At 32.8% G+C, this 16,952-nt stretch carries 14 protein-coding genes and 1 pseudogene; all 15 read left to right on the top strand.

Annotated elements, in window-relative coordinates; all coding sequences use genetic code 11:
* Positions 1–8 precede the first annotated feature (8 nt).
* The 15 genes and pseudogenes from JCM14822_RS08595 (at position 9) to JCM14822_RS08525 (ending at position 16,926) form a co-directional block, all read left to right on the top strand.
* Positions 9–1,856, top strand: a complete 1,848-nt coding sequence (locus JCM14822_RS08595) for an ABC transporter ATP-binding protein (protein ID WP_054741504.1) — start codon at positions 9–11, stop codon at positions 1,854–1,856.
* Entirely contained in the window at positions 1,853–3,619 is a 1,767-nt protein-coding gene (locus JCM14822_RS08590; RefSeq protein ID WP_054741502.1) for an ABC transporter ATP-binding protein, read from the top strand. Before JCM14822_RS08595 ends, JCM14822_RS08590 begins: the two co-directional genes overlap by 4 nt.
* A gap of 25 nt (positions 3,620–3,644) precedes the next feature.
* Positions 3,645–4,604 (top strand): BtrH N-terminal domain-containing protein, encoded by a 960-nt coding sequence (locus tag JCM14822_RS08585; RefSeq protein WP_054741500.1) that lies wholly within the window; start codon positions 3,645–3,647, stop codon positions 4,602–4,604.
* 97 nt (positions 4,605–4,701) lie between these two features.
* Complete coding sequence (locus tag JCM14822_RS08580) at positions 4,702–5,277, top strand: RDD family protein (protein ID WP_242861457.1); 576 nt, start codon at positions 4,702–4,704, stop codon at positions 5,275–5,277.
* Positions 5,278–5,460: 183 nt separating this feature from the next.
* The gene (locus tag JCM14822_RS08575) at positions 5,461–6,645 is read left to right on the top strand and encodes an AAA family ATPase (RefSeq protein ID WP_054741498.1); all 1,185 of its coding nucleotides are present in this window, start codon (positions 5,461–5,463) and stop codon (positions 6,643–6,645) included.
* Complete coding sequence (locus tag JCM14822_RS08570; RefSeq protein ID WP_054741496.1) at positions 6,645–7,541, top strand: DUF4435 domain-containing protein; 897 nt, start codon at positions 6,645–6,647, stop codon at positions 7,539–7,541. Before JCM14822_RS08575 ends, JCM14822_RS08570 begins: the two co-directional genes overlap by 1 nt.
* A 106-nt stretch (positions 7,542–7,647) precedes the next feature.
* On the top strand, positions 7,648–10,083 hold the full coding sequence (locus JCM14822_RS08565) for a GH36-type glycosyl hydrolase domain-containing protein (protein WP_054741493.1): 2,436 nt from the start codon (positions 7,648–7,650) through the stop codon (positions 10,081–10,083).
* 153 nt (positions 10,084–10,236) lie between these two features.
* Positions 10,237–10,746 (top strand): MogA/MoaB family molybdenum cofactor biosynthesis protein, encoded by a 510-nt coding sequence (locus JCM14822_RS08560; protein WP_054741491.1) that lies wholly within the window; start codon positions 10,237–10,239, stop codon positions 10,744–10,746.
* A gap of 193 nt (positions 10,747–10,939) precedes the next feature.
* The gene (locus tag JCM14822_RS08555) at positions 10,940–11,464 is read left to right on the top strand and encodes a hypothetical protein (RefSeq protein ID WP_054741489.1); all 525 of its coding nucleotides are present in this window, start codon (positions 10,940–10,942) and stop codon (positions 11,462–11,464) included.
* A gap of 92 nt (positions 11,465–11,556) precedes the next feature.
* Complete coding sequence (gene yidA, locus JCM14822_RS08550) at positions 11,557–12,363, top strand: sugar-phosphatase (protein WP_054741487.1); 807 nt, start codon at positions 11,557–11,559, stop codon at positions 12,361–12,363.
* A 78-nt stretch (positions 12,364–12,441) separates the two neighbouring features.
* Entirely contained in the window at positions 12,442–12,951 is a 510-nt protein-coding gene (locus JCM14822_RS08545) for a GNAT family N-acetyltransferase (protein WP_054741485.1), read from the top strand.
* 213 nt (positions 12,952–13,164) lie between these two features.
* Complete coding sequence (locus tag JCM14822_RS21795; protein WP_054741483.1) at positions 13,165–15,531, top strand: endo-1,4-beta-xylanase; 2,367 nt, start codon at positions 13,165–13,167, stop codon at positions 15,529–15,531.
* A gap of 168 nt (positions 15,532–15,699) precedes the next feature.
* A pseudogene (locus JCM14822_RS24940) lies at positions 15,700–16,292 on the top strand (GNAT family N-acetyltransferase).
* Between the two features lie 27 nt (positions 16,293–16,319).
* Complete coding sequence (locus tag JCM14822_RS08530) at positions 16,320–16,631, top strand: hypothetical protein (RefSeq protein WP_054741481.1); 312 nt, start codon at positions 16,320–16,322, stop codon at positions 16,629–16,631.
* Complete coding sequence (locus tag JCM14822_RS08525; RefSeq protein WP_172674795.1) at positions 16,567–16,926, top strand: hypothetical protein; 360 nt, start codon at positions 16,567–16,569, stop codon at positions 16,924–16,926. The genes JCM14822_RS08530 and JCM14822_RS08525 overlap by 65 nt, the downstream gene beginning before the upstream one ends.
* The last annotated feature ends 26 nt before the right edge of the window (positions 16,927–16,952 follow it).

The following is a 16,952-nucleotide window of genomic DNA, read 5'->3' as shown; positions in this document are numbered from 1 at the left end:
GAGTACATATGGATGAAAGTAAGAAGTATGGTGTTTTTAAAAATCTAAGATTTATTATAATACAAATGAATAAGTGCCAAAAGTGGTTAAATATAATGCTCGTATTACAAGTCATATTAAGTGCAGTAAGTGTTTATTTTGTGCCATTTTTAATAAAAGTATTAATTGAACAAGTTCAAATGCAACAAAGTGTAAATAAGTTAATAGGCATTGTGAGTTCTTTTGCTGTAATCATGTTAAGTATAAAATGTGTCAATGGGCTTTTGGAGAGTCAGACATGGTGGCGTATTATTGACTGTAGGATAAAATTTTTGCGACAAGCTATGGAAAAGACATTGAAAATGGACTACCAACTTCTGGAAAATCCTAAAGCGTTAGATTGTTATTATAAGGCAATGCATGCAGTAGATGGTGAGGCTAGAGGGATAGAAGGGATGATTCGTAGTAGCGTGGGGATAGCTACACTTATTGTACAAAGTATAGTAGCTATTGTTATTTTAAGCACCTTAAATCCCATATTAATGCTAATGATGTGTTTAATTATTTTATTACAGTTTATACCTGTAGACTGGGCGAAGCAAAAAGATAAAAAAGAAGTATGGGATAGGTTGCCGCCTGAGTGGCGGAAACAGCATGCACTTAGAGTGATGGCAACAGATTTTGAATATGGTAAAGATATAAGACTTTATAATATGGCAAATTGGATTCATGGGAAACAGGTGGAAATAGACAACAATATTTTACAAGCCATGAAGCATTCAAGGAATATTTGGCTAAAAAGTCAAGGATGTGTATGTGGTCTAAAATTTATACAGGATGCAGTACTTTATCTATGCCTTATTTATTATGTGATATATAGAAATCTATCTATTGCAAACTTTACATTGTATATTGCAGCAGTGAACACCTTTTCTACATCACTTGGTAGTTTATTAAATCAAATAGCTACAGTAAGAAATCAAGCTGTAGAGGTAGATGATTTTAGGCAGTTTATGAATTATGAAGAAGATAAGAAAGACGCATTAATAAATAAGGATGAGAAATATTCAATTAATGATTTCCTTAGTAAAACACAATCCATACAATTAGAATTTAGAAATGTATCTTTTAAATATGAAGGGCAGGAACAAGAGGCTTTGCATAATATTAATTTAAAGTTAGGACAAGGTGAACGTCTTGCAATTGTAGGGTTAAATGGTGCGGGTAAATCCACATTTATAAAGTTATTATGCCGTTTATATGAACCAACAGAAGGTGCTATTTATTTAAATGGTATAGATGTTAGAATGTTTGATAAAGAAGAGTATTTTAGATTATTTGCACCGGTGTTTCAAAATGTTGAATTATATGCATTTCCATTAGCAGTAAATGTATCTATGAAAGTGCCACATGAAACGGATAAAGAAAAGGTCAAGAAATGTTTGAAAGATGCAGGTTTAAATGAAAAAGTAAATAAGCTTCCCAAGGGAATAGAAACGCAGCTTTTAAAAGTGCTTTATGATGATGGTGTAGATTTATCAGGAGGAGAAAGACAGAAACTAGCTTTAGCAAGAGCTTTGTATAAAGATGCACCAATTATAATGTTAGATGAACCTACGGCTGCATTAGATCCATTAGCTGAAGAAAAATTGTATCGTGATTTTGATCATCTTATAGGGGGACATATAGCCATTTATATTTCTCACCGTTTATCTTCAACTAGATTTTGTAATCATGTCGCCTTATTTGAAGAAGGGCAAGTGCAGGAATATGGTACTCATGAAGAGCTCATAGCTATTAATGGGAAATATGCACAACTTTATAATGTACAAGCACAGTATTATAAAGAAGAAATAGAAGGGAGGGAGGTTGTTTGAAAAGAAGTATTTCCTATTTATTTAAAGAAATTTGGAGTTATAAACCAAGTTACTTTATAATATATACTTTACAAATTATTTGTAAAGGAATCTTCCCTTTTATTAATGTGGTATTTCCTAAGTATATTATTGATGAGTTATTGGGAGAAAGAGATATACAAAGATTAGTTTATTTAATTGCAATTATGATTATATTAAATCTTATATTTAGCTTTGTAAATATTGTTTTAGATGAAAATATAAGTAAAATTTATAATGATGATTTCAATCGTTATTTCGAAACAAACTTAAGTTATAAAGTGATGCAAATTGAATTTAAGAATATAGAGAATAAGGAAGTACTAGAACAAGTAGAAAGAGCTAAAACTGGATTGAGTTGGTCAGGTGGCATAGGCGGAATTATAGGGATTGTTTCAAGTATTATTTCTAGTTGTATTACCTTGATTGGAACAGTAGGGATTTTAATGATAAAAGCCCCCATATTAATTGTTATTGTGCTTATTAATGTCATAATAGATGCTAAGTTTAATAATGAGAAGAATAAGATTCAGCGTAAAAACTTTGAAGATTTTTCACCACTTATGCGTAAGTTTTCATATGTTTTTTATAAACTGACGGAGTTTCGGTATGGTAAGGAAATTCGTTTGTATAATGCAGAGCATCTGATGCTTAATGAATCAGACAAATATAATCAGGCTATTTTAGAAATTTGGAAGAGACAATCAGAAGAAAGTTATAAATATATGGCGGGTATGGCTGCTACAGATATTTTAAGAAATAGTATTGCTTATGGCTATTTGGGTTATTTAGTGATTAAGAAAATGAGTAGTATTGGGGATTTTTCAATGCTAATCAATACAAATGATACTTTAGGAAATGTAATAAGTAGTATCATTATACAAGTACAAGAATTACAGAAAAAAAGTTCTTTTATAAAAGAATATATTGATTTTATGGAATTAGAGGAATATACATCTATTGGGCATAAAGCGTGTGGGCAGCAAGAAAAACATACTATTGAATTTAAGCATGTTTACTTTGCTTATCCTGGAACCAATCAATATATCTTGGAGAATATTTCACTATATATAGAAGCTGGTGAGCATCTTTCAGTGGTAGGATTAAATGGAGCAGGTAAAACAACGTTTGTTAAATTAATATGTAGATTATATGAGGTGACAAGTGGTGAAATATTGTTAGATGGCTGTAATATTAATGAATATGAGCTTAAAGAATATATGAAGCTTATATCAGTAGTATTTCAAGATTTTAGGCTTTTAGCCTTTTCGGTAAAAGAGAATATTGCATTAGAAGATGCAGAAAACATTAAAGATAAAGAGATTGAAGATATAATTAAGCAGGTAAATCTGCAAGATAAAATAAATGAGTTACCCTACGGTTTAGAAACCTCAATATTTAAATATTATGATGAACAGGGTTTTGAACCTTCAGGGGGAGAACAACAAAAACTGGCCATAGCTAGGGCTATTTATAAAAATGCACCAATAGTGATTTTGGATGAGCCTACAGCTGCATTAGATCCACTTGCAGAGCAAGATATTTATTTAAAATTCAATGAACTAGCTTATCAAAAGACTGCTATTTTTATATCGCATCGTTTAGCTTCTTGTAAATTTTGTGACAAAATTGCAGTTTTTGCAGATGGTAAAATTGTAGAATATGGAACACATTATGATTTAATAAAAAAGGAAAATGGTATTTACTCAGAATTGTTTAATACACAAGCCAAGTATTATGCTTGATATATTTATTGAGAGGGTGAACTTTATGGAAGAGAAAATATTAGATATGCAAGCTCCAATAATTAGTTCTTATACATCTTATGGTGTATTATTTTCAATCATGCCAGAAACAACATGGCCTTGGATTATGAATCATTTTATCCAAATACGTTATGAATGTGGTTGGGGAATATTTGCATTTGATAATCATCAAATGTTTTTATCTTATTGTCCTTGTTTAGAGTCTTATATAGTACCAAGAAAGATTCTTAAATCATATTATAAGAAATCTTTTAAGGAATTTATTATAGAAGTTATTAATCAAGATAATTATTTGTTTTTATATGTAGATCGTTATTATTTACCTGTATTCTCAAAATTCCATAATAAGCATTCTATACATGAATTACTCATTTATGGTTATAATTTAGAAAAAAATGAGGTTTATATAGCAGATAACTTGCCAAATGGTAAATTTGGGAAAGCAGTGTGTAGCTTTGAGGAGATTTTTAAAGCTTATTGGGGAATTAATGATGAAAGCCCTGATTTTCAAACACAGTTCTTAGTAATTAAGCAAAATCCTAAAATTAAATGTGAATTGGACATGGAGCAAATTCGTTTAAGTCTTAAAAATATGATTGAATCTAGACCTACGATTGATTTATTTAACCCACAAGAACATAAGTTTGGATTTGAGGCACTAGAATATATGAAAGTCTATACAGAAGAATTTTTTAAAAAGAATCATCAGATAGACATAAGACCATTTCATTTTATGTATGAACATATTATATTAATGAAATTAAGAGTAGAATATCTATTTAAGGAAAGTAAATGTATAGAGATTCAGGAAATTAATAAACGATTAGAAGAATTAGAAGACGAATATACGCATATAAGAAATAAAAGTATAAAAGATAATATTACTAGAAGGTTTGAGAATATAGATGAAATATCTAATAAGTTAGAGAAAATAATAAGGGACGAAGAAAAAGTTAATGAATGATATTCTGAATTTAATGAATTGAAAATAGATATATCATTTATTAGCTTTTTGGTGTATGATACATTGTGCATGATGATATAAAATTAAGGGGGATTTTATGTATTGTAGAAAATGTGGTACATGGTGTGATGACAGTGCTGTTTTTTGCTCAAACTGTGGTGAAGCTTTAGGTGAAAAAATAGCAAATACACAAGAGATAAAAGATAGATTAACTGGTAATGTTAATTATGGATATGAAAATAACGTATATAACAATAATGGATATGGAGGAAATAGCTATATGGGTAGCAATTATGCAGGATTTTGGAAAAGATTTTTGGCTAGCTTAATTGATGGGATTATATTAGCTATTGTAGAAGGAATTATTGGTGCTGTTTTAAGGGCAGTAGGATTAGACGGCATCGTATCTGTTGTAGGAATATTAATTGGATGGCTTTACTTTGCTTATATGGAAAGCTCAGAAAACCAAGGTACAATTGGTAAAATAGCATTGCATATGAAAGTAATGGATGTAGAAGGCAATCCAGTTACATTTGCTAGAGCTACAGCACGTTACTTTAGTAAGTTCCTTTCAGGGCTTATTTTATTCATTGGATACATGATGGCAGGCTGGACAGAAAATAAGCAAGCCTTACACGATATCATCGCAGGAACATTTGTTGTAGAGGAATAGGTGGATTAAATGGTTGTCGGGAGTGTGGCTGCTATTTAGTTAATATAGAGAGAAAAGATGCTACAAAGACAAGGTGTAGCATCTTTTTTGTGCGTGGATTTAAAAGGTTGTATTAAGATATTTTTAGTAAAGTGGTCAAGAAAATATAAAAAGGGGAATATAAATAAAGTAGAGGGGCTTTAAATGATTAACCTAAGTAAGAGAGGTGTGATATTTAACGTGCAGATTATAGGGGTGAAAGTTGAAAATTTATATGGGATCCATCACTATAGCATTAAATTTGATGAATCTGCCTGTATTAAGATTATTCATGCACCTAATGGATATGGTAAAACAACTTTATTAAAACTTATAGATTATGTGATGTATTATCGTTTGGATGAGATTTTACAGATTCCTTTTACAAAATTTCAAATTATGTTTAATAAGGGTATCAGTGTCATGGTGAGGCGCAGTGATAAGGAATGCATACAGGAATTAGTGTATATTATTTTAAGTGACAATAATGAAAAGAGTTATAATTGTCTTTCACAAGATGGCACGATTGAGAAGATTGTGGAAAAGCAGCTCATAGAAAATTTAAAGGCGCTACGCACTCAAATTCCTATTCATCTTATTAGGGCTAATCGTTTGATTCAAGAAAACGGCTGTAAGGAAGAAAAAGTACCAGCTGTAATACGTTATGCTAAGGAACTTAAGTTTTTAATGAAAAATGCTTTGGCGTATTCAGCTAAAATTAATGAAGAGCTAGATCGCAGTTTTCCAAAAAGACTTATAGAAGAAATGACAAGTAATACAAATGGGGAATCTTATGAAAGGATTAAATCAGAACTTGCGCTTTTGAAAAGTAAGCGAAACGCATTAGAAGAAATCGATTTGTTATTAAAGGCGGATATAGAAGATGTGGAGATTACGGAAAAGACGCCTTGGTATATATTAAAGACACTTCAACTGTATATAGAAGAAAGTCAGAAAAAATTAGGTGTTTTTGATGAATTAGCACCACGTATAGCTCTTATGAGAGAAATTATTAATAAACGTTTCACTTATAAGAAAATGATCTTAAGTCAAGAGGAAGGGTTTGTCTTTGAAGTGCCTTATCATGAGATGTTAAATGCTGATAAACTTTCATCAGGTGAACAAAATGAACTTATCTTGATTTTTGAGCTCCTATTTAAGTCTAAGGTCAATGCTCTTATTTTAATTGATGAACCTGAAATTTCGTTGCATATTGCCTGGCAGCAAAGTTTCTTAGAGGATATGGAAAAGATAGCAGCATTAACGGGGGTGAAACTAATCATTGCAACTCATTCGCCAGATATTATTAATGGCAGATGGGATTTAACCACTGGTTTGGAGGAATGCTGATGAAAGGATACCTAAATGCTACGCGTTTAATTACGAAGCTTAAGATGTTACGAAGTGGAAAGAAAAGTAAAAGCTTTATTGTAGTTGAGGGTGTTACAGATTTACGGTTATACAGTAAATTTGTAGATGAATCATTTTGTCAAATTATTATTGCAGATAGTAAGCAAAATGTGAAAGCCTGTATAGAGGCTTGTAATGAAGAAGGCATTGAAGGCATTATTGGTATTGTAGATGCTGATTTTAGTCATATAGAAAGGTTGGATCAAGAGATTCCTAATTTATATTTAACAGATACTCATGATTTAGAATGCATGTTATTAAAATCACCTGCTTATGAGGATATTATGAAAGAATATGTGAATGTGAATAAATATGCTAGATTTGAAGGCCGTATGCAGGACCGGGTCATGCATATTTTGCTCAAAAATGCAGCAATCATCGGGTATTTAAGATGGTGTTCCCTTCGAGAAAATCTGGGACTTAATTTTTCGCTTTTGCAGTTTGAGTTATTTATTGATCCTCAGACATTAGAAGTTAATATTGAAAACTTTATAAAACAAGTGCTTATTCGCTCGCGAAAAATTAATGCCATAGAAGTAAAGGCATTGGCAAATAGAATAAATAGTTTAAATTTGAGAGAAGAAGAGATGTGGCAGATTTGTTGTGGTCACGATTTAATAGAAATTTTAGCTATAGGCTTTGTAAATATATTTGGCGATTATAATGCAAAAAATTTATTTGCAGGACAATTAGAAGGAAGTTTTAGGCTGGCATATACAAAAAGTTACTTTAGAATGACAAATCTCTACAAAAGTTTGATTGAATGGCAGAAAAATGGGAACTATGTAATTTTTGATAAAACTTTAAAAGTCAATGTATTGGAGGTAAGTGTGTAAAATTATCCATCAAAAATGCAATTTTTTCTATTTACTTTATTTACTTAAGAAAATAAAATAGACTCATGTAATTTATAAAATCATTAATGAAGGAGATAAAAAGTCTATGAAATTTGGTTACTTTGATGATAACAGACGTGAATACGTCATTACTACACCTCAGACACCTTACCCTTGGATTAACTATTTAGGAAGTGAAGAATTCTTTGGGTTAATATCTAATACAAGTGGTGGTTACACATTTTATAAAGATGCAAGACTTAGAAGAATCACTCGTTTTAGATACAATAGCGTACCTATTGATAATGGGGGCAGATATTTCTATATTAATGATGGTGGAGACGTATGGTCACATACATGGAAACCAGTGAAGAAAGAACTTTCTTTCTATGAATGTAGACATGGTCTTGGTTACTCAATGTTTACAGGTGAAAGAAATGGTATTAGAGTAGAGCAGCTCGCTTTTGTACCAAAAGGAGTTAATGCAGAGATACATAGATTAAAAGTTAAAAATACATCTAATAGTGCTAAGGATATTAAATTATTCTCTTTCATAGAATTTTGTTTATGGGATGCACAAGATGACTCTACAAACTTCCAAAGAAACTTTAGTACAGGTGAAGTTGAAATCAAAGGAAGTGCCATCTATCATAAAACTGAATACAAAGAAAGAAGAAATCACTACTCTTTCTATTCAGTAAACACAGAAATTAACGGTTTTGATACAGATCGTGATTCATTCGTAGGTTTATACAATGGATTTGAAGCACCAGATAGCGTTATGCATGGTGAATGTAAAAATTCTGTAGCTAGTGGCTGGTCTCCAATCGCAGCTCATCAAATCAATGCAGAACTTGCACCAGGTGAAGAAAAAACATATATCTTCACATTAGGTTATGTAGAAAATCCTGAAGATGAAAAATGGGAATCTAAAGGAATTATTAATAAAAAACCAGCTGAAGCTATTATGGCACGTTTTAGTACAGAAGAAGGCGTAGAAGCTGCATTTAAAGAACTTAATGAATCTTGGGATAGTTTACTTTCTCATTATGTATTAGACTGCGAAGATGAAAAACTTAGCCGTATGGTTAACATTTGGAATGCATATCAATGTATGGTTACATTCAATATGTCTCGTAGTGCTTCTTACTTCGAATCTGGTATCGGCCGTGGTATGGGATTCAGAGATTCTAACCAAGATTTACTTGGATTTGTACATCAAATTCCAGAAAGAGCTAGAGAAAGAATCATTGATATCGCATCTACACAATTCGAAGATGGTGGATGCTATCACCAATATCAACCACTTACTAAAAAAGGTAATAACGATATCGGTAGTGGATTCAACGATGACCCATTATGGCTTATCTTAGGAACAACTGCTTATATCAAAGAAACAGGAGACTTCGGTATCTTAGATGAAATGGTACCATTTGATAATGATGAAAATAATAAAGCAACATTATTCCATCACTTAAAAGTATCTCTTGACCACGTTACAAATAACCTTGGACCTCATGGACTTCCACTTATTGGTCGTGCGGACTGGAATGACTGCTTAAACCTTAATTGTTTCTCTAATACACCAGGTGAATCATTCCAAACAACAGAAAATCAAGCTGGTGGCGCTGCAGAATCAGTATTCATTGCTGGTATGTATGTTATGATCGGAAAAGAATACGTTGCACTTTGCAAACAAATAGGTAATGAAGAAGAAGCAGCTAGAGCACAAGCTAATGTAGATGAAATGGAGAAGAATACATTAGCTCATGGTTACGATGGAGAATGGTTCCTTCGTGCTTATGACTTCTATGGAAATAAAATCGGAAGTAACGAAAATGAAGAAGGTAAAATCTTCATCGAATCTCAAGGCTTCTGCGTAATGGCGGGTATTGGTGCTGAGACTGGTGAGGCTGAAAAAGCACTTAAATCAGTAGAAGAAAGACTTGATACAAAATACGGTATCGTTCTTAACAGCCCAGCATTTACAAAATACTATGTAGAAATGGGTGAAATCTCTACATATCCAGCTGGTTATAAAGAAAATGCTGGTATCTTCTGCCACAATAACCCATGGATTGCATGTGCTGAAACAGTACTTGGTCATGGTGATAGAGCATTTGAAGTTTACAAGAAAATTGCTCCAGCATACCTTGAAGAAATCAGTGATATCCACAAAACAGAACCATATGTGTATTCACAAATGGTTGCAGGTAAAGATGCTGTAAGACATGGTGAAGCTAAAAACTCTTGGCTTACAGGTACAGCTGCTTGGAACTTTATCACAATTACACAATGGATTTTAGGTATCAAACCAGATTACACAGGTCTTAAAGTAGATCCATGTATTCCAAAAGATTGGGATGGTTATAAAGTAACAAGACAGTTCAAAGGTTCTAAATACGAAATCAGTATTAAAAACCCATCACACGTATGCTGTGGCATAAAATCTCTTATCGTAGATGGTAATGTTGTTGAAGGAAATATTATCCCTGACTTCAAAGATGGTGAAACACACACAGTTGAAGCAATCTTAGGTTAATCTTGACAAATAGATTGATAAATGATAACATGTCATAAATAAATAGCAATCTCAAAGGCGAGAAAATATTACATTGTAATGTTTTCTCGCCTTTTTGCGTTGAGACAATATAAAAGGCAATAAGTACATACATAATTCAAGGGGGAATTCCACATGAAAAAGAGCAAAGAAAAACAAGAAGAACGCAAGATTTTTACAGCAGGCATTGTGAGTGTAAGTGATAGCAGTGCAAGTGGGGAGAAAGCAGATGAAAGTGGTAAATTATTAGACTATATGTTAAGAGGCCGTGGTTTTGATATTAAGTATTATATTGTTATACCAGATGAATTAGATCGTATTCAGGAAGCACTCGTTATGTTGTGTGATGATTTAAAGGTAGATTTAGTCATTACAACAGGCGGTGTAGGTTTTAGAAAGAGAGATGTAACACCAGAAGCTACACAAGGCGTATTAGATAAAGAAGCGCCAGGAATTTGTGAAGCTTTAAGATATTATCAAATGCAATACAATCCTAAGGCTATGCTTTCAAGAGGTGTTTCAGGAATTCGCCGTAATACAGTGATTATTAACTTAGTGGAAGATATAAAAGAGGTAAGCCGTTCATTTGAAAGTATTATTGATCCAATATATGCAGGTTTACAAACAATTCATGAAGAAGAATAAAGCGTAGATTATAATTGGTAGGTTATAGATAGGCTGACAAAATGAGTGGAGCTAGAGAAGTTGCACTCATTTTTATATTTTACCTAAATGATACAAGGTTTATTGGTGTATATTACTGCTTAATTTATTAGTATATGATATAATAATTAATAAGAATTCAAAAACATCGAAAGTAGTATATTAAGGAGGAAAAATGGAAATAGGAGTTGGACTTATATTAATTGTATGGCTTGGGGCCTTACTAAGAACGCAGCAAAAAGCCTTAAAGACTTATGATGGTTTAGAAACGAAGAAAGTGATTAGTTCAGGCATGGAAGAAGGTAAGATGGAACAAATTTTACGTTACGGCGGCATTGTGATTTTAATTGGCTTCGTAGCTGTAGTCATGTATGGCGCAGCCACTAAGGCATTTAATGAACGCATCATGCTTTACCTAGTTGCTATTTATCTTGTGATTTATTATATGTTAGAATATATTTCACATCATAGATGGTGTATGACAAAGGAAGGACTAAGAAGCAGCAGACAGCTTGAACTTATTGGTTTTGAAAAAGTAGTTAACTTTACGTGGTATGAAAAGGCTAATGGCCTTATTTTGCGTGTAAACTATAAGGGACGTGGCCTTGTTACGCGTAAAAGCGATTATTTAGTCCCCTCCAATAAACGTAAAGAAGTAGAAAAATTTTTAAAGGAACATGTTATTTGTACAAGAGGTTAAAAAATATAGGTCATTGCCTAAGCTTATGTATGAATATAGTCATAAAAACTGGTATAATAAAAGAAATGTAGTATATAAGGAGTGTAATTAAGATGTATAAATTAATAGCAGTAGATATGGATGGCACATTATTAAGAGAAGACAAAACAGTTTCTGAAAGAACAAAACAAGCTATCCAAATGGCTCATGACCAAGGGGTTAAAGTTGTATTAGCTTCAGGAAGACCAATTGAAGGGCTTAACCGCTATTTGGAAGAATTAGGACTTTGTACAGAAGAGGATTATGTATTAAGCTATAATGGTAGTATTGTACAAAATGTAGGCACTAGAGAAGTGATTGCAAAAAGTGCTTTAAAAGGTACCGATTTAATGAAGCTTTACAAACTTTCTAAAGAGCTTGGTGTAAATATTCATGCCTTCTCGAAAGATGGCTGTATCACACCTAAAATGAATGAATATTCTCAGTTAGAAGGACGTATTAATGGCATTCCTGTACATGAGGTAGATTATGATACAATTTCTGAAGAAGAAGATATTGTGAAAATCATGCTTATTGATCCGGTAGAAGTTTTAGAAGAAGTAATCAAAAAATTGCCAGAAATACTTTATGATGAATATACAATCGTAAGAAGTGCACCTTACTTCTTAGAGTTCTTAAATAAAAAATCAGGAAAAGCTGTTGGGGTAAAAGCTTTAAGTGAGCACCTTGGCATTAAACGTGAAGAAGTCATTTGCATAGGTGATGCAGGAAATGATTTAGATATGATCGAATATGCTGGACTTGGTGTGGCTATGGGGAATGCCTTTGATGAAGTTAAAAAAGTAGCGGACTATATTACAGATTCTAATGAAGAAGATGGTGTTGCTAAAGTTATTGAAAAATTTATTGCCATGAAATAAGTGTTACTTGCATAAGTATAGTGTGAAGCGTATAATAGGAGAATGAACCTATTAAATAAAAGTTAACGGAGGACACAAATGGATATAGAAGGGGATATTATACTGAGAGAAATGGACGAAGCGGATTGTAAAAATTTAGAAGAAGCATTCGCCGGCAGGGTTCTTAGGACCTCTCAGCTTTATACATCCTATTTAGAGGCAGGCCGTATAGGAAAGAGAAATACCATTGTTGCTTATTGTAAGGGTCAAGTTGCAGGGTATGCTACTATTTTGTGGGAAAGTGAGTATGAAGGTTTTGAAGAAGAAGGAATACCAGAAATCACCGACATAGAAGTACTAGATACATTTAAAAGTAGAGGTATTGCGACAAAGCTAATGGATGAACTCGAGAGACGTGCTTTAGAGCGTAGTGACTATTGTGGTGCGGGCGTAGGTCTTGCAGATCCTTATACAGCAGCACAAAGACTTTATGCGAAACGAGGTTATCAGCCAGACGGCAAAGGTATTTTTTATATCGAGCATGCCCATATTCATGAGCAATTAGAAATTGATGACAATCAAGGTCTAATGATGATTAAAAAATTATAGATAAACGAGGCTATAACACGGATTGAACGTGTTATGGCCTTTTTGTATGCCTAAATAAGTGATTAGTGTTGTCGTGTTGTCACTACAAGATAACAGGTGAGGTATATGTAATATACATAATATGTTAGAGCTCTTTAAAAAACTTTTGTAATGTATTAAGCTAAATACAAATATGAGTATATGGTTAAAAAAATAAGGGGGAGATGAAGTAGAATGAAAACGAAATTTTCTATGAGATGGAGAAAAATGGGAGCATTTGCTTTGGCTGTTGGAATGAGTTTATCTATGGCTTATGCTCAAACAGTGCCAATGTCAGCAGGAACAGGTGTAAAAGTTACTCAAGATGAAGTATCTACTACTATTACATATAATGAAAAATATCAAACAGCTACATATAAAGTAAAACAAAGTAATGTAACTGAGGTATCACTTAATATCACAGCAGATTCACAGTTCTGCATTAAATTATGTGATGCAAGTGGAGAAGCCTTTGAAACAGATTATCCATGTTACGGCGTAGAAGAAAGCACAACAGATGACTACGTTTATACAATTCCTAGTACAGAGGAATTAGGTCAAATCCAAATCATGTCTATATCAGATGGTCAAATCCTTACAGTTAACAACCTTGAAGTAAAAACAAGCGGCGCAGCTACAACTAGCAATATTGTAAAGGTACCAACATCAAGCGTAAAAGATGGTCATGGCGTAACTGTTACAAAAGCTGATGATAAAGCAGTGATTGATTATGAAGAAAAATATCAAACAGCTACATGTCCTATTACATCAGAAAATGTAAAAGAAGTTACATTAGACATTACAGCAGATTATCAATTCTGCATTAAATTATGTGATGCAACAGGAGAACCTTTCAAAACAGATTATCCAGGTTACGGTTTAGAAGAAACTACAACAGATAGTTATACTTTCACAGTAGATGAAACAGAAAAACTAGCTGAAATTCAAATTATGTCTTTAACAGATGGTCAAACTGTGACAGTAAATGATATTTCATTAAAACTTAGAAATACAGAAGCTAGACCAACTGGCCTGGTTAAAGGTGTAGAAAAAGATGCTAACGGTTATTATTCATTAGCAGGCCTTATGAATTACTATGGTATGAAATTCGGTACAAATGTAACAGATACAAATATTTATAACAGCAATAATACAGCAATCAATAATTTCCACTGTAATAGTATTACAGCATCAAATGAAATGAAAGCTTATTCATTACTTGACCAATATGCATCTAAAAACAGTCCAGATGGTATGCCAAGAATGAACTATACTGCTGGTGATAAGATTATGGCTTATGCAGCAGAAAATAACTTAGGTGTACGTGCACATACATTAGTGTGGGATGCTTATATGACAGATTGGTTCTTCCGTGAAGGTTATGATTCAAATAAACCATATGTAAGTCAAGAAGTAGCTAAACAACGTTTAAAATCTTATATTGAACAAGTTGTCACACACTTTGAATCAAAATATCCAGGCGTTATTTATTGCTGGGATGTTGTAAATGAAGGTGTTGAACCATCTAGTAAATTAGATGCTAATGATCCAAGAGGGGTAGAAGACAATATTTGGTCACAAAGAGTTGGTTCAGATTACATTGAACTCTCATTCAAATATGCTAAAGATGCTATTGATAAATGTGCCCTTGAAAATGGTGGAAAAACAAATATTAAATTATTCTACAATGACTTCTCTACATTCTATCCAGAAAAACGTGATGCAATCTGTAATCTTGTGAAGAGCTTAAATAGCTATGAAAAAGATAGCAACGGTGAATATATTAAACTTTGTGATGGTGTAGGTATGCAAGGTTATATCGGTGGCTATGGTAAACAAGATGGCTGTATGAATACAGGAGATATTACTTTAATCAAAAATGCTATTAAGAAATTCCATTCATTAGGTGTAGAAGTTCAAGTTACAGAAATGGCTGTACGTAACTATGACAATAGTCCAGAAACAATAGAAAAACATGCTAAATTCTACAAAGCATTATTTGATATGTTTATTGGTTTAAATGAAGGGGAAGATAAACCATTAACAGGTATTAGTATTTGGGGATTATATGATAATCCATCTATGCCAACATCAGATTATAGCTGGTCAATGAATAGTCCATACTGTGGATTATTTGATGAAAACTTCAAACCAAAAGAAGCTTTAAAATTAGTAGAAGAAGCACTTGTAGAAAACTTACCAGCTAGTGCATTTGATGAAGATAAGAAAGACGAAGACAAGAAAGATGACGATAAACAACAAGAAACAACAAGCCCATTAAGCATTGTGATTAACTCAGATTGGGGTCAAGGTGCAGTAGCTAATGTGACAATTACAAATAATACAGGTAAAGATTTAGATGGATGGAATTGTACTTTCACAACCAATCGTCCTATTACACAAGTATGGAGTGCTAATTTAATAAGTAACGGAGAAAATACATATACAATCAGTAATCCAGAATGGCAACCTAATTTAAAAGCAGGCGAAAGCTATACTTTCGGGTGCATGTTAGGTAGCGGTGATGCTAGTGTAAATGCCGTTAATGTGACATTAAAATAATATAATATACCCATAATAAGAAGGAGTTTATAGCCCCCTAAGTTATAAACTCCTTCTTATTATGCTTAAAATGATTTAATAAATTATTAAAGTGTAAAAATATTGACAATTACAATGTGCAAAAGTATAATGGGAGAAATTTATTAAAGCTTAAGGAGATGGGGTATTATGAAGCATAAAGGAACACAAACAATCGAAACAAGTCGTTTAATATTACGTCAGTTTAAGATCAGTGATGCAGAAGATATGTTTAGAAACTGGGCAAGTGATGATGAAGTGACAAAGTATTTAACCTGGCCTACCCATCCAGATGTGGAATGTAGTAAAGCTATATTAACGGATTGGGTAGCTAGCTATGCCAACGAAGATAAATATGAGTGGTGCATTGAGCTTAAAGAAACAGATGAGGCTATAGGCAGTATAGGCGGCTTTGATATTGAAGAGAAGACAGAATCTGTAGTAATCGGTTATTGTATTTCAAGGAAGTATTGGCATCAAGCATTGCTTCTGAAGCATTAGCCGCTGTGATTAAGTATTTCTTTGAAGAAGTAGATATGAAACGTATTGTTTCCTATCATGATGTAGCCAATCCTAATTCAGGTAAGGTGATGCAAAAATGTGGCATGACTTACGAAGGAACGAGGCGAAAATCTGATTGGAATAATACAGGTGTTTGTGATACGGTTTATTATGCTATTTTAAAAGAAGACTTGCCTGTGGTATTTGAAGATTTTAAAGTAGTTTATAAGGAAAATAAATAAAAAGAAAGTTTAGTGATGGGGAAGATAATGTATGAAATAAGACAATTTAAGGATACAGATATTGATTTTGTAATGACCTATAGTTTTATACTAGGATTAGAAATAAAAGATCATACAGATAATGAAGAGGGCAATGCATTTACAGTTGTTGATGCGGAAAATGAAATCGTAGGTGTAGGTATTGTGGGGTATCATAGCGGTTGGTATTGTGAAATGCCGGATACTGTACATAAATTGTTTAGAATATTGTATCATGCTAGGGGAAGAAGTAAGTTTGCCAACGCTTATAGAGGGGGCAAAAGCTGTTTATCAGCGATTACAAAAAGAAAACCCTCATAAAAATATGAAACTGATTTACTATACGAAATCAGATGATTTTGGTAAGGTGCAACAATTTTTACATAACGACTTTTGCTTTAATCAGCTGCTGCCTATTTTGAAATATGATTTAAGCAGTATTGAGCATTATACAATACCAAAAGAGGTAACTATAAAGGTACTTGATTTAAATGAAGAAAGCGTACAGCAATATATTGTGGCTACTTCTAGGGCTAATGATGGCATAGCCGATAGCATTGGTGAATTTTGGTTTCGTGCACAGGATGAAAGCTTTAAGCCTTTGCGGCTTATGTAGGTGAAGAAGTAGTTGGTGGCATTTCT

It is taken from the genome of Cellulosilyticum ruminicola JCM 14822 (genome assembly GCF_001311925.1).
Taxonomy (GTDB): Bacteria; Bacillota; Clostridia; order Lachnospirales; family Cellulosilyticaceae; genus Cellulosilyticum; species Cellulosilyticum ruminicola.
This window is presented reverse-complemented; position numbering and strand designations above follow the sequence as displayed.

What these genes read in the sequence shown, in the direction of transcription:
- JCM14822_RS08595 (WP_054741504.1), top strand. Translation starts at nt 9, where the DNA reads ATGGATGAAAGTAAGAAGTATGGTGTTTTTAAAAATCTAAGATTTATT.
- JCM14822_RS08585 (WP_054741500.1), top strand. Translation starts at nt 3,645, where the DNA reads ATGGAAGAGAAAATATTAGATATGCAAGCTCCAATAATTAGTTCTTAT.
- JCM14822_RS08580 (WP_242861457.1), top strand. Translation starts at nt 4,702, where the DNA reads ATGTATTGTAGAAAATGTGGTACATGGTGTGATGACAGTGCTGTTTTT.
- JCM14822_RS08575 (WP_054741498.1), top strand. Translation starts at nt 5,461, where the DNA reads ATGATTAACCTAAGTAAGAGAGGTGTGATATTTAACGTGCAGATTATA.
- JCM14822_RS08570 (WP_054741496.1), top strand. Translation starts at nt 6,645, where the DNA reads ATGAAAGGATACCTAAATGCTACGCGTTTAATTACGAAGCTTAAGATG.
- JCM14822_RS08565 (WP_054741493.1), top strand. Translation starts at nt 7,648, where the DNA reads ATGAAATTTGGTTACTTTGATGATAACAGACGTGAATACGTCATTACT.
- JCM14822_RS08560 (WP_054741491.1), top strand. Translation starts at nt 10,237, where the DNA reads ATGAAAAAGAGCAAAGAAAAACAAGAAGAACGCAAGATTTTTACAGCA.
- JCM14822_RS08555 (WP_054741489.1), top strand. Translation starts at nt 10,940, where the DNA reads ATGGAAATAGGAGTTGGACTTATATTAATTGTATGGCTTGGGGCCTTA.
- yidA (WP_054741487.1), top strand. Translation starts at nt 11,557, where the DNA reads ATGTATAAATTAATAGCAGTAGATATGGATGGCACATTATTAAGAGAA.
- JCM14822_RS08545 (WP_054741485.1), top strand. Translation starts at nt 12,442, where the DNA reads ATGGATATAGAAGGGGATATTATACTGAGAGAAATGGACGAAGCGGAT.
- JCM14822_RS21795 (WP_054741483.1), top strand. Translation starts at nt 13,165, where the DNA reads ATGAAAACGAAATTTTCTATGAGATGGAGAAAAATGGGAGCATTTGCT.
- JCM14822_RS08530 (WP_054741481.1), top strand. Translation starts at nt 16,320, where the DNA reads ATGTATGAAATAAGACAATTTAAGGATACAGATATTGATTTTGTAATG.